This is a genomic window from Limimaricola pyoseonensis (assembly GCF_900102015.1).
In the GTDB taxonomy this organism is placed as follows: domain Bacteria; phylum Pseudomonadota; class Alphaproteobacteria; order Rhodobacterales; family Rhodobacteraceae; genus Limimaricola; species Limimaricola pyoseonensis.
This window is the reverse complement of record NZ_FNAT01000008.1, coordinates 123505-135697: the sequence shown is the minus strand read 5'-3', so window position 1 is coordinate 135697 and position 12193 is coordinate 123505. Positions and strand designations below refer to the sequence as shown.

Sequence of the window (12193 nt, the reverse complement as noted above, 5' to 3'; positions counted from 1 at the left end):
CGTGAATGGGTGCTCAGAGCCGGGTCGGCGGGTTGGCCCGGCCGGGGCGCGAGCGGTAGGCCGGCAGCGACCAGCCGCGCCAGAGCGCGAGGATGCGCAGCGCGAAGGCGGCCGCGAAGCCCGCCAGCGCGGCCGCCTCGCGCGGCAGGCCGAAGGCGTCGACGGCCGCGCAGGTGGCCGCGCCCAGCATCGAGGCCGCGACATAGACCTCGCGCCGCAGGATCACCGAGGGCTCCTGCCCGAGCGTGTCGCGGATGATGCCGCCGACATTGGCGGTGATCACCCCCATGGCGATCGCCACCGGCATCGCGGCACCGGCGTCGAGCGCCTTGAGCGTGCCGACGACGCTGACCAGCGCCATGCCGAAGGCGTCGAACCACAGGATGTAGCGGTAGCGGTATTCCATCAGATGCGCGCCGAAATGCATCGCGAGCGCGGTGCCGAGGCAGACCAGAACCGGCGTCGGGTCCTCGACCCAGAACACCGGCAGGCCCAGGAGCAGGTCGCGCAGCGTGCCGCCGCCGACGCCGGTGATCACCGCCAGCCAGACGAAGCCGAGGATGTCGAGTTCCTTGCGCGAGGCGACCAGCGCGCCGGTCACCGCGAAGGAGAGCGCGGCCGCGATGTCGAGGGCGGCGACGAGCGGGGCGAGGGCGAGATCCATGGCGGGCTCCGGGCGAGGGTCGGGCGGAGCGGCGCCTTAGACCGGCGCATCGCCGCTGCCAAGCCCCCGATGCGCCGCGGCGGCGGGCCGGGGCGCGGCCATGCGCCACGCACATGGCGGGCGAGGCGGGGAACCGGCGCCGGGCGGACGGGGGGGGCGGCTCAGGCGGGCGGCTCAGGCGGGCAGGGCGGCGAAGCGGTCGCGCAGGCGCAGCAGGTCCTCGATCCGGCCGCTGGCCATCAGCTGCAGCGGGCTCCGGCCGTCGAGCTCGGGCAGGCGGGCGCGGATCCAGTCGGCGGCGCCGAGCGCGGCGCTGGCGGCGCGGGTGGCGACGTGGATCTCGACCAGCACGGCCATGCGGCGCAGGCGCTCGCGGTCGACGATCTCGACCCGGCCGTCGCACCAGCGGCGCCACGCCTCGGGCTGCATGTCGCCGAGGATCGCCACCATCTGCGCGTCGCGCAGCTGCCAGACCCGGGCCAGCATCACCGTGCTGCGCACCAGCGGCCGCGCTTCGGCGGCGGCGACGGGGCGTTCGGTCGGCTGGAGGGCGAGTGCGGTCATGGCGTGCTCCTGCTGGTCCTTGCCCCCGCTATAGCAGAGCCGGGGTTTCGCGGCAGTTTCGGGTTCCCGGTCGCCCGGCGGATGGGCAGATTCTTGCCGATGCCCGCCGAAAGTGCATGGGACATACGCCCGTGCGGCCCCCGCGGTTCCGCTAGAGCGCGGCGGCGGCCCGTGTCTCGGCCGCCCGCAGCGCCGCCGAGAGGCGGCCGGACATGTGGTCCATGAACAGCCGGGTCTTCGGGTCCTGCCAGCGGCGGTGCTGGTAGAGGCAGGCCATCTGCACCGGCAGCGGCGGCGTGGCGCGCGCCACCGGCACCAGCCGGCCCTCGGCCAGATGCCCCGCCACCTCGAACACCGGCTTGAGCACGATGCCCGCGCCGTCGAGCGCCCAGTCGGTCAGCACGTCGCCGTCGTCGCATTCGAGCCGGCCGGCCACGGCGAAGCGGCGCGGCCCCTCGGGCGTCTGCAGCGTCCAGCGGAACTCGGTCGCGCCGGGAAAGCGCAGGTTCAGGCAGTCATGCCCGTCGCGCAGGAGCGCCGCGCCGTCTTCGGGCATGCCGCGCCGCGCCACGTAGTCGGGCGCGGCGCAGAGCACGCGCGCGCAGGTGGCGATGTGGCGGATCTTCAGGTCGCTGTCGGCCGGGTGGCCGAGGAAGAAGCTGACATCGATCGCCTCGGCGGCGAGGTCGACGCTGCGGTCCGACAGCCTGAGCCGCAGCTCGATCTGCGGGTAGGCCTCGGCGAAGCCGCGCGCCTCGGGCGCGATCAGCCGCCGCCCCAGACCCAGCGGCGCGGCGAGATGGATCACGCCGCGCGGCGTCTCGGTGATCTCCGAGACCATCGCCTCGGCCTCCTCGAGCCGCTCCAGAACGGCGCGCGCGCCCTCGTAGAAGCTGCGGCCCTGCTCGGTCGGGGCGAGGCTGCGGGTGGTGCGCTGGAACAGCCGCACGCCCAGATGCGCCTCGAGCTGGCCGATCCGGGCCGAGGTGACGGCGGCCGAGATCCGCAGGTCGCGCCCGGCGGCCGACATCGAGCCGAGCTCGTAGACCCGGACGAAGGTGCGGAGATTGTCGAGATAGGCCAAGGCGCGCTCCTTTCGCGCCGCCTCATAGCGCGGCGCCGGGGAGGGGGCCAGCGGCCGGCGGGCAAGGCGGGCCACGCCGGCACTGGCGCCGGCCGGCCCGGCATGCCAGTCAGGTGGCACCCCTCGCGACAGGAGCCCCCGCATGTCGACCCGTCCTTCCCGTCTCGGCCGCCTCGCCGGCCTGTGCCTGCTGGCGGCCTGGCCCGGCCTCGCCGCCGCCGAAAGCTTCACCGTCTCGCTGGCCGGGGACCGGCTGGGGCAGGTGAGCTACGCGCGCGAGGGCGGCGGGGCGCGGCTGGTCTCGACCTTCGACAGCACGCCCTTCGGGGTCTTCGACGGCCGCTTCGCGGCGCAGAGCCAAGCCGAGGGCGGCGTGGTGGCGCACAGCGCCGCCACCCGGTCGAGCCGCAAGACCCGCGACGTGTCGATGAAGATCGACGGCGGCCGCGTCGCCACCGTGTCGGTGCAGCCGGCCGAGGAGGCGACGGCGCTGAGCGTGGCGGCGGCGGTGCCGGCGGGCGTGCTCGACCCGGTCACGGCCTTCGGGCGGCTGGTCGACACGCGCGGCTGCCCGGACGCGATCCGGGTGTTCGACGGGCGGCGGGTGGCCGAGCTGTCGCTGGAGACGGCCGAGCGGCAGGGGGAGCGGGCGTTCTGCCAGCTGCGCCACAAGGTGGTGGCGGGGCCGGGCTACCTCGCGCCGCTGGAGCTGAAGTCGCTGTCGCTGCGGCTGGATTACGCGGCGCCGGAGGGCGGCGTCTGGCGGCTGGAGGAAATCTCCGCGCGGGCCGGGATCTTCACGGTGACGCTGGCGCGCTGAAGCGGATTTGGCCGGCGCTCTGAGTTGGCGCGCCGAGGCCGGCGCGCGGTGACGGGGCGGCCAAAGGGCCGCCCCGGCCGGGTCAGCGGCGCAGCGCCGCCGAGGTCAGAAGGCCGATCGCGCCGCCGGGCAGCGGCCGCGCGGCTTGGCTTTCGCGCGCCGGCGCGGCCGGGCGCGGCGCGAGGCCGGTGCTGCGCGCGATGACGCGGTGCAGCGTGTCCCGGCGGATGCCCAGATGCGCGAGATCGGCATCCGACAGCTGGCGCAGGTCGCACAGCGACTGGCGATGGGCGAACCAGCGGCCGCAGGCGGCGGCCAGGCGCGCGAACGAGGTGGTGAGAGCGAGCGGCGACGCGGCGATGGCAGGCACGGCGCGAATCCTTCTGTCTGTGTTTTTGCGTTGCGGAGCCGCCGATTAACAGAGCGTCTCCACCCGCCCCAGACCTCGAGCCCCGCCCATTCGGCATGGCCGCCATGCAGTCGCGGCGACTCGCGCAAAGTCCTTGCGATCATGGCGCGGCGCGCCGGATTGTCGGCGCCCCGGCGACGATCGGGCCGCACCGCGCCGCACCGTTCGCCAGCGCGGTCCGCGCGGCACCGCCCGACATGTCGCAACGGACAGGTTCACCGGGCCGGGGCTGCGCCCTAGATGTGACGCCAAGGTCAACAAAGACCACAGCAATATCAACATCCCGCCCCACGCGGCGGACAGGGAGAGCCACCGCATGACCCAGACGGTCCAGTATCACCGCCCCGAGACGCTCGCCGACTGGCTCGACGCGACGGCGGCGGCGCCGGAGGGCGGGCCGGAGCGGTTCCGCCGGGCGGCGATCGTCGGCGCGCTGTCGAGCGGGATGGTCGAGCGCTGCGGCTGCGAGGCCAGCCTGCGCCGCGCCGCCGCGCTGCTGCGCGAGGCGCCGTTCTCGGGCGATGCCGTCTCGGCCGAGCTGCGCCGGCAGTTCAACAGCACGCAGCTGCGGCTGCTCTGCGCCCGCGCCGAGGAGCGGCTCGCCGCGCTCTACCTCTCGGCGCCGGGGCTGCAGGACGCGCTGGCCGACGACCTCGCGCTCTTGATGGGCTGCATCGAGGCGGCGCCGCTGGCCGAGGCGGTCTGAGCCCGATCGCGCGGCCCGGCCGGACGGGCTAGAGCTGCCCGGAGCGGATGCGCTGCTCGTAGGCGTCGAGCATTGCGCGCAACGGGTCGTCGCCGCCCAGGGCCTCGGCGTCGAGCCGGTGCGTGCGCGGCACCCGGCCGGCGGTGCAGACGACCTTGTCGCCGCGCATCGCCCTGACATGCCAGATCTCGTCCTCGAGCCGGGCCTCGATCCGGCAAGCCTGCCCGTCATGTTCGAAGGCACGTTCCATGTCGGTCTCCCTCTGGCTGCGCCCTGCGGGGGGCAGGACCCAACGGCCGAGGGCGGCCCCGGGTTTCGCGCCTAGCCTTCGGTGCCGCGCTCGGTCATCACCACCGCCATGTCGCGCAGCCGGGCGCTGAGGCCCGTGCCCAGCGTCTGCCGGCGGGCGGTCGCGTCGTGCATCTGCTGCAGGATCTCGCCGATCTCGTCGATCTCGGCGGCGGTGAAGGGCCGGTCGCTGCGGGCCAGCCCGCCGAAGCTGATGTCGCCGTTCTCGTGGATCGAGCGGGTGTGGCCGTGGATCACGCCGAACTCGCGCGCGCGGCTCAGCACGCCGGCGCCGTCGATCTCGGCCAGCTCCTCCCACGGCTTGGCGCCGGCGTGATGCATCGCCCAGAGCACGGTCGGGTCGCGCATCAGCATGCCTTCGCGGGCATAGAGGTCGCGCCAGGCCTGCGGATAGCTCTCGAACATGTAGGTGGCGGCGGTGAATCGCACGTGCAGCCCGATCGCGAAGCCCGCCGGCGCGATCTCGACCAGCCGCGCCAGCGCGGCGATGACAAGCTTGCCAGCGTCCAACTTCTTGCCTTTCCATGCATGCGCGGGTTAGGGTCTGCGCTCGGCCCCAGCGCGGGCGACCGGATCGGTTGCATAGATGTTCGCCGTTTCGCCCGAAAGGGAAAGCGGCCCCGGATTGGACTTTAGGACAGGTCGTTGCCGTGACTCAGCAGATCTCGCCGGAAATCGCCGCGCGGATGGCGCCGAAGGGCTATTACCTCGGGCTGCGGATCCGCTTCGCCTTTCCGGCCACCGAGTTCAACGCGCTGCCGCAGGGCTGGATCGATCTCTATTCGCGCGAGAAGTTCTTTTTCGGCGACCCGGCGATGCGCTGGTCCTACGCGCATTCCGGCGCGACGCGCTGGAGCGCGCTGCGCGCCGACGACCCGCTGGGCATCATCGACCGGGCCGCGCCCTTCGGGCTGCGCTACGGCGCCGTCGCGGCCTTCAGCGAAACCAACGGGCTGCGCTCCTACGGGCTGTTCTTCCGCTCGGGGCGCGAATACGAGCAGGGCGAGCTCGACGTGCTGGCGGCGCATCTGGCCGAGCTGCATGGCCGTCTGGCGCCGCCGACCACGCTCACCGCGGCCGAGATCGTGGTGCTGGAGCGGATCAAGGCCGGCATCCGCATCAAGCAGATCGCGCATGAGCAGGGCGTGACCGAGGGGGCGATCAAGCAGCGTCTGAAGAACGCCCGCGCCAAGCTCGGCGCCTCGAACGGCACCCATGCCGCGGCGATCGCCACGCAGTACGGGCTGATCTGAGACCGGCCTTCGCGACATAATCGGCATTATCCGTCACTTGCGGGACGCGCCGGCGGCGCTGCGCGCTTTGCTGCGGCGCATGAGCCGTTATCATGGCGCCGCGGGACACGCGTCGCGGAGCGGCCGGGCGCGGCCTTGCCAGTCGGGTCGGGGCGGCCTAACCGGGCCCCCCGGACAAGGAGTGTTCCGGGCCCCCCCGGACAAGGAGTGTTGAGCCATGAAGATCGCGGTGTTCGGTATCGGTTACGTGGGGTTGTCCAACGCGGTGCTCCTGGCGCAGCACCACCGGGTGGTGGCCTGCGACCTCTCGCCCGACCGGGTGGCCGAGGTGAATGCGCGCCGCAGCCCGATCAAGGACCCCGAGATCGAGGAGTTCCTCGCGCATCGCCCGCTCGAGCTGCGCGCCACCACCGACGCCGCCGAGGCGGTGGCCGGCGCCGAGTTCGTGCTGGTCTCGACCCCGACCAATTACGACCCGGTCAGCAACCGCTTCGACACCGCCTCGGTCGAGGCGGTGATCGAGACGGTGCTGGGGCTCTCGGCCGGGGCGACGATCGTCGTCAAATCGACCATCCCGGTGGGCTTCGTGCGCGAGATGCGCGCCCGCTTCGGCACCGAGCGGATCCTGTTCTCGCCCGAGTTCCTGCGCGAGGGCCGCGCACTTTACGACAACCTCCACCCCTCGCGCATCGTGGTGGGCGACCGCTCAGAGCCCGCCCGCGCCTTCGCTGCGCTGATGACCGAGGGCGCGGCGGCCGAGGACGTGCCGGTGCTCTTCACCGACCCCTCCGAGGCCGAGGCGATCAAGCTCTTCGCCAACACCTACCTCGCGATGCGGGTGGCCTATTTCAACGAGCTCGACAGCTACGCGATGAGCCTCGGCATGGACACGCGGCAGATCATCGAGGGGGTCGGTCTCGACCCGCGGATCGGGCGGCACTACTCCAACCCCTCCTTCGGCTATGGCGGCTACTGCCTGCCCAAGGACACCAAGCAGCTGCTGGCCAATTACAGCGAGGTGCCGCAGAACCTGATCGGTGCCATCGTCGAGGCCAACCGCACCCGCAAGGACTTCATCGCCGACCGGATCATCGCCCGCGCGCCGCGCCGGGTGGGCATTTACCGGCTGACCATGAAGACCGGCTCGGACAATTTCCGGCAAAGCTCGGTGCAGGGCATCATGAAGCGGCTCAAGGCCAAGGGGATCGAGGTGCTGGTCTACGAGCCGGCGCTCGAGGAGGAGAGCTTCTTCGGCTCGCCGGTGATCCGCGACCTCGCCGATTTCCGCGCCCGCTCGGAGGTGATCGTTGCCAACCGCCTGACCGCCGATCTCGAGAGCGTCGCCGACAAGGTGTTCACCCGCGACCTGTTCGGCTCGGACTGAGGCGGGCCGGGGCGCCGGCAACAGCCTGTTTCCGGTGCACAAGGCACGGCGCGAAAATTGTCTTTGGCCGGACCGGCTCCTCGCTATAGGCTGAAGCCACCGGATCCGCCGGTCGGGTGAGCGCCGCGATGCCTTTGCGGCCGGGGCTTTAGGGATCGGATCCGGCCCGGGACGTCGCTCGCGCGGTTATCGCGGGTCCGGTCCCGGATGTGGGTTTTCAGTGAAGGAGGTCCCCCGTGATGCTGGGCACCTCGACGACGAAGGATCAGGGCCTGTCCGCCGGGGCGGACCGCGCCCCCGCCGACCGTCTCGGCACCGCGCTGGCACTGGTGGCGCTCGCGATCTCGGCGCTGCTGATCGTGCAGATGCTGGCGCTGCCGCTGGGCCGCGACCAGGCCACCTTCGCGGTGATCGGCTCGGGCATGCTGGAGGGGCGCGCGCCCTATTCCGAGGCCTGGGACATCAAGCCGCCGGGCATCTTCTTTCTCTACGCGCTGGCCGACGCGCTGTTCGGGCCGGGCGAATCGGCGCCGCGGCTGCTCGAGGCGGTCTCGCTCGGGCTGACCGGCTGGGGCTTCTGGGCGCTGACCCGGCCGCATCTCGACCCGCGCGCCGCGGCGATCGGCTTTCTGCTGGCGGTGGTGGCGATCCTGCAGTTCGGCTTCTGGCATGTCGGCCAGCCCGAGACCTTCGCCGCGCCGCTGCTGGTCTGGGCGGTGCTGGCGACCGAGCGGCGATACCTCTTCGCGGCCGGCGCGCTCTACGGCTTCGCGGCGCTGCTCAAGCCGAGCTTCGCCGGCGGCGGGCTGGTCGCGCTGATCTATGTCGGCGTGCTGCTGTCGCGCGAGGGCGCGGGGCCGGGCGCCGTGCTGCGCGCCGCGGCGGTGCTGGTGGCAGGCGGGCTTTCGGTCTTCGCGGCCACCGCGCTCTACCTGCATCTGTCGGGCGCCCTGCCCGCCTTCGTCTGGACGCTCTTCGTCTTCGCGCCGAACTACCTGGGCGACGTCGCCCCCGAGGGCGGCGGCCCGGGGCTTGCGCATGACACGGCCAAGACGCTGTGGCGGGTCAGCAAGCTCTGGCCGGTGCTGCCGGCGGCGATCGCGCTGGGGCTCGTTTGCGGGCTCTGGCGCCACCCGGCGCGGGGCCGCGCGCTGCATCTCTGCGCGGTGGCGGCCTTCCCGCTGATCGGCGTGGCGCTGCAGGGCAAGTTCTTCGCCTATCACTACCTCGCCGCGCTGGCGCCGCTGGCGCTGGTGGCGGGCTGGGGGGTCTGGCTGGGGCTGCGCCGCAGCCACGGCTGGCCGCTGGTGCAGGGCGCGATCCTCGTGGCGCTGGCGCTGCTGCTGGCCCTGCCCCGCCCGGCCGCCGGGTTGTGGGACCGCACGCTGGCGCAGGGCCGGGCCTGGATCGCGCCGGCCGCCGCGCCGGGGCCGGCCGCCTACAGCACCAACAGCTACGACCGCCCGGCGATCGAGGCCGCCGCCGCCTATCTGCGCGAACGCGCGGCGCCGGGGGCCGGGCTCTACGTCTGGGGCTTCGAGCCCTCGCTCTACCTGCTGAGCGGGCTCAGGCCGCCCACGCGCTTCGTGTCGAACTTCCCGCAGCGCGTGGGCTGGTCGGCCGAGGCGAGCCGGGCCGAGCTGATGCGCGACCTCGCGGCTGCGCCGCCCGACTACCTCGTGATCGAGAGCGGCGACGTGATGCGCGCCGTGACCGGCGACCGGCGCGATAGCCGCGCCGTCTATGACGAGGAGTTCGCGGCACTGCGCGACTTCGTGGGGGCGCGCTACGCGCTGGCCGAGACCATCGGCCCGTTCGAGATCCACCAACGCCGCGCCACTCTGGCGGCGCGGCGCTGAGACGGCCCGCCGCGGCGGGCGACCGGAAGGGACCGGGAGGGAGGGACAGGATGCGGCAGGAACGAGACGAGCGGCCGGAGGGTATCGGGCTGAGCGTGGTGGTGCCCACCTTCAACGAACGCGACAACGTCGCCGAGATCGTGCGCCGGCTCGACACCGCGCTGGCGGGCTTCGGCTGGGAGGTGATCTTCGTCGACGACGCCTCGCCCGACGGCACCGCCGAGGCGGTGCGCGCTCTGGCGCGGCGCGACCGCCGGGTGCGGCTGATCTGCCGCCACGACCGGCGCGGGCTGTCCTCGGCCGTGGTCGAGGGCGGCCTCGCCGCGGCGGGCGAGATCATCGCGGTGATCGACGGCGACCTGCAGCATGACGAGAGCGTGCTGCCGGGCATGGTGCGGCGGATCGAGGCCGGCGCCGCCGACCTCGTCTCGGCCAGCCGCTTTCTCGACGAGACCGGCACCGCGGCCGAGGGGCTGGCCTCGGCGCGGCGGCTGAAGATCTCGAACGGCGGCATCGGGCTCGCGAACCGCCTGCTCGGGCTCGAGCTGACCGACCCGCTGACCGGCTTCTTCGTGATGCGCCGGTCGCTGCTGCTGTCGGCGCTGCCGCACCTGTCGCAGCTGGGCTTCAAGATCCTGCTCGATCTCGTCACCGCCGCGCCCGAGCCGCCGCGCCTGATGGAGGTACCGTTCCGGTTCCGGCCGCGCGCGCATGGCGATTCCAAGCTCGACAACCGGGTGCTGTGGGACTTCGCGCTGTTTCTGATCGAGAAGCGGATCGGCCGCTACGTGCCGCTGCCGGCGCGGTTTCTGTCCTTCGCGATGATCAACGCGGTCGGCATCCTCGTGCATCTGGCGGTGCTGATGCCGCTTCTGGCGCTGGGGGGCACGGGCTTTGCCGCCGCGCAGCTCGGCGCGACGCTGGTGGCGATGTTCTTCAACTTCAGCGTCAACAACGCGCTCACCTATCGCGACCGGCAGCTGACCGGCGGCGCCTTCTGGCGCGGCTTCGCCGCCTTCGCGCTGCTGTGCTCGGTCGGGGTGCTGGCCAATGTCTCGGTCGCCTCGATGATGCACGCGCAATTCGCCGATCTGCAGCTCAGCCTCGTCTCCGTGGCTGGCGCGCTGATCACGGTGGTGTGGAATTTCGTCGCCACGCAGGCCTTCATCTGGGGCCGCGACCGCCGCTCCCTGCGCACCGGGCTGCGGCTCGCGCAGCGCCGGGCGGCGCGGGCCGGCGAGGCCACGGGTTAATCAGTGAGAGGGGTCCTCATGTTCCAATCCCAACTCGATCGGACCGGCGCCGCGACGCCGCCGGGTCTGCGCGCGCTCTACGGCCGGCACCGGCACCTGGTGAACTACCTGTTCATCGGCGGGCTGGCCTCGGCCACCGATCTCGCGATCTTCCTGGTGCTGTTCAACATCGCCGGCACCAGCGCGCTCTTCGCGCATTCGGTGGCGGTGCCGACGGCGGTGCTCCTGAGCTTCACCATCAACGCCCGCCACAATTTCCGCACCCATGATTTCATCGCGCTGCGGCTGATGAGCTTCGTCGTGGTCTGCACCATCGGCTACATCGCCGGCTACGCGGTGATCGCCGCCTGCGCCGCGGCCGGGCTCGGGGCCAATCTCGGCAAGTTCGTCTCGCTGCCGGTGGTCTTCGCGATCCAGTACCTGCTCAACGCCAACATCACCTTCCGCCGTGTCGGGGGCCGGGCATGAACGGGGCGGGCATGAAGGAGCAGGACATGCAGGGCGCTCGCATCGCCATCGTCGGCGGCGGCATCACCGGTCTCACCACCGCCTACCGGCTGCGCGAGAGCGGCGCCGAGGTGACGCTGATCGAGGCCGGCGACCGGCTGGGCGGCCTCGCCGCGGGCTTCGACCTCGCCGGGCACCGGGTCGAGCAGGCCTATCACTTCCTCTACCGCACCGACGAGCACATCCTCGGCCTCGTCGACGAGCTGGGGCTGAAGGACAAGCTGCGCTACCACAAATCCTCGGTCTCGACCTATTACGACGGCAAGCTCTGGCCGATGGAGGGGCCGCTCGACCTGATCCGCTTCACGCCGCTGAAGTTCGTCGACCGGATCCGCGCCGGGCTCAGCGTGCTGTGGCTGCAGCGCACCAAGGACTGGAAGCGCTTCGAGAACGTCACCGCGCTCGACTGGCTGCGCCGCCATGCCGGCCGCCGGGTCTGCGACGTGATCTGGGAGCCGCTGCTGCGCGGCAAGTTCGACAAGTATTACGACCGCGTCACCATGTCATGGCTCTGGGGCCGGATCCTGCAGCGGGTCGACAGCCGCGACCCCGAGCTGGGCGGCGAGGCGCTGGGTTATTTCGAGGGCGGCTTCAACACGCTGATCCGCGCGCTGGAGGAACCCGTGCGCGCCGCGGGCACCGAGGTCCTGCTCAAGACCCCCGTGGGCGGCATCACCCATGACGCCGAGACCGACGAGGTCGTGCTCGACCTGCCCGGGGGCGCGCGCCGCTTCGACCGGGTGCTCCTGACGGTGCCGAGCGGCGTCGCCGCGAAGATGATCGCCACCTCCGAGCCGCGCGACCCAGACTACTTCGCCCGGCTGCGCAGCATCGACTACCTCGACGCGGTGGTGCATGTCTTCGCCTCCAGGCAGAAGTTCACCCGCTTCTACTGGCACAACGTCAACACGCCCGACGCGCCCTTCGTGGTGTTCCTGAGCCTGACCAACCTCGTCGGCGCCGAGCGCTTCGACGGGCTCAACATCTACTATATCGGCGCCTACGTGCCGCCAGAGCACGCCTATGCCACCACCCCGGACCCGGATCTGAAGTCGCTCTGGTACGACCAGATCCACGAGATGTTCCCCGAGTTCGACCGCGGCGAGGTGGTGGACGACGCGCTGTTCCGGCTCCGCAACGCCCAGCACATCGTCGATCTGGGCTTTGCCGAGAACAAGCTGCTCGACCACGAGACGCCCTGCCCGGGCGTGATCCTGTGCAACTTCTCGCAGATCTACCCGATGGATCGCGGCACCAACTACGCGGTGCGCGACGGCAACCGCATGGCCGAGATGCTGGCCCGCGACCTTGCCGACCGGCCGGTCCGCCGGCCCGCCGCCCCTTCCGCGCGCGGTCTGGCCGCCGCGGCCGCCAGCTGAGG

Annotated in this window: 14 protein-coding genes; 8 read left to right on the top strand and 6 right to left on the bottom strand. The window is 72.2% G+C overall.

The features are described 5' to 3' along the window. Positions 1–13 precede the first annotated feature (13 nt). The 3 genes from BLT43_RS15545 to BLT43_RS15535 form a co-directional block, all read right to left on the bottom strand. Positions 14–664: a trimeric intracellular cation channel family protein gene (locus BLT43_RS15545; RefSeq protein WP_090114327.1), complete on the bottom strand. Its 651-nt coding sequence runs from the start codon at positions 662–664 to the stop codon at positions 14–16. A gap of 174 nt (positions 665–838) precedes the next feature. Continuing rightward, positions 839–1228 (bottom strand): antitoxin Xre/MbcA/ParS toxin-binding domain-containing protein, encoded by a 390-nt coding sequence (locus BLT43_RS15540; protein WP_090114325.1) that lies wholly within the window; start codon positions 1226–1228, stop codon positions 839–841. 151 nt (positions 1229–1379) lie between these two features. Continuing rightward, positions 1380–2312, bottom strand: coding sequence for a LysR family transcriptional regulator (locus tag BLT43_RS15535; RefSeq protein ID WP_090114323.1), 933 nt, complete (start codon positions 2310–2312; stop codon positions 1380–1382). 142 nt (positions 2313–2454) lie between these two features. On the opposite strand from BLT43_RS15535, the gene BLT43_RS19470 reads away from it, so the two are divergent. After that, the gene (locus BLT43_RS19470; protein WP_090114321.1) at positions 2455–3132 is read left to right on the top strand and encodes a DUF3108 domain-containing protein; all 678 of its coding nucleotides are present in this window, start codon (positions 2455–2457) and stop codon (positions 3130–3132) included. Positions 3133–3214: 82 nt separating this feature from the next. Here the strand turns inward: BLT43_RS19470 and BLT43_RS15525 are convergent, their stop codons facing one another. Beyond that, a complete protein-coding gene (locus tag BLT43_RS15525) occupies positions 3215–3502 on the bottom strand; it encodes a DUF1127 domain-containing protein (protein ID WP_090114319.1) in 288 nt (95 codons plus the stop codon). 355 nt (positions 3503–3857) lie between these two features. Here BLT43_RS15525 and BLT43_RS15520 point away from each other — a divergent pair, with 355 nt between their 5' ends. Beyond that, positions 3858–4247, top strand: a complete 390-nt coding sequence (locus BLT43_RS15520) for a hypothetical protein (RefSeq protein WP_090114317.1) — start codon at positions 3858–3860, stop codon at positions 4245–4247. Positions 4248–4275: 28 nt separating this feature from the next. Here BLT43_RS15520 and BLT43_RS15515 read toward each other — a convergent pair whose 3' ends face one another. Then, positions 4276–4497 carry a hypothetical protein gene (locus BLT43_RS15515; protein WP_090114315.1) on the bottom strand — a complete coding sequence of 74 codons (222 nt, stop codon included), beginning with the start codon at positions 4495–4497 and terminating at the stop codon, positions 4276–4278. Between the two features lie 71 nt (positions 4498–4568). After that, a complete protein-coding gene (locus tag BLT43_RS15510; RefSeq protein WP_090114313.1) occupies positions 4569–5066 on the bottom strand; it encodes an autoinducer binding domain-containing protein in 498 nt (165 codons plus the stop codon). Between the two features lie 140 nt (positions 5067–5206). On the opposite strand from BLT43_RS15510, the gene BLT43_RS15505 reads away from it, so the two are divergent. The 6 genes from BLT43_RS15505 (at position 5207) to BLT43_RS15480 (ending at position 12191) form a co-directional block, all read left to right on the top strand. After that, entirely contained in the window at positions 5207–5809 is a 603-nt protein-coding gene (locus tag BLT43_RS15505) for a helix-turn-helix transcriptional regulator (protein WP_242652318.1), read from the top strand. Between the two features lie 217 nt (positions 5810–6026). After that, complete coding sequence (locus BLT43_RS15500; protein ID WP_090114309.1) at positions 6027–7193, top strand: nucleotide sugar dehydrogenase; 1167 nt, start codon at positions 6027–6029, stop codon at positions 7191–7193. 239 nt (positions 7194–7432) lie between these two features. Beyond that, positions 7433–9052, top strand: a complete 1620-nt coding sequence (locus BLT43_RS15495; RefSeq protein ID WP_090114307.1) for an ArnT family glycosyltransferase — start codon at positions 7433–7435, stop codon at positions 9050–9052. Positions 9053–9102: 50 nt separating this feature from the next. Beyond that, on the top strand, positions 9103–10305 hold the full coding sequence (locus BLT43_RS15490) for a glycosyltransferase (protein ID WP_090114305.1): 1203 nt from the start codon (positions 9103–9105) through the stop codon (positions 10303–10305). A gap of 18 nt (positions 10306–10323) precedes the next feature. Further along, on the top strand, positions 10324–10773 hold the full coding sequence (locus tag BLT43_RS15485) for a GtrA family protein (protein ID WP_090114302.1): 450 nt from the start codon (positions 10324–10326) through the stop codon (positions 10771–10773). A gap of 26 nt (positions 10774–10799) precedes the next feature. Continuing rightward, positions 10800–12191 (top strand): FAD-dependent oxidoreductase, encoded by a 1392-nt coding sequence (locus BLT43_RS15480; RefSeq protein WP_165612643.1) that lies wholly within the window; start codon positions 10800–10802, stop codon positions 12189–12191. Positions 12192–12193 lie beyond the last annotated feature (2 nt).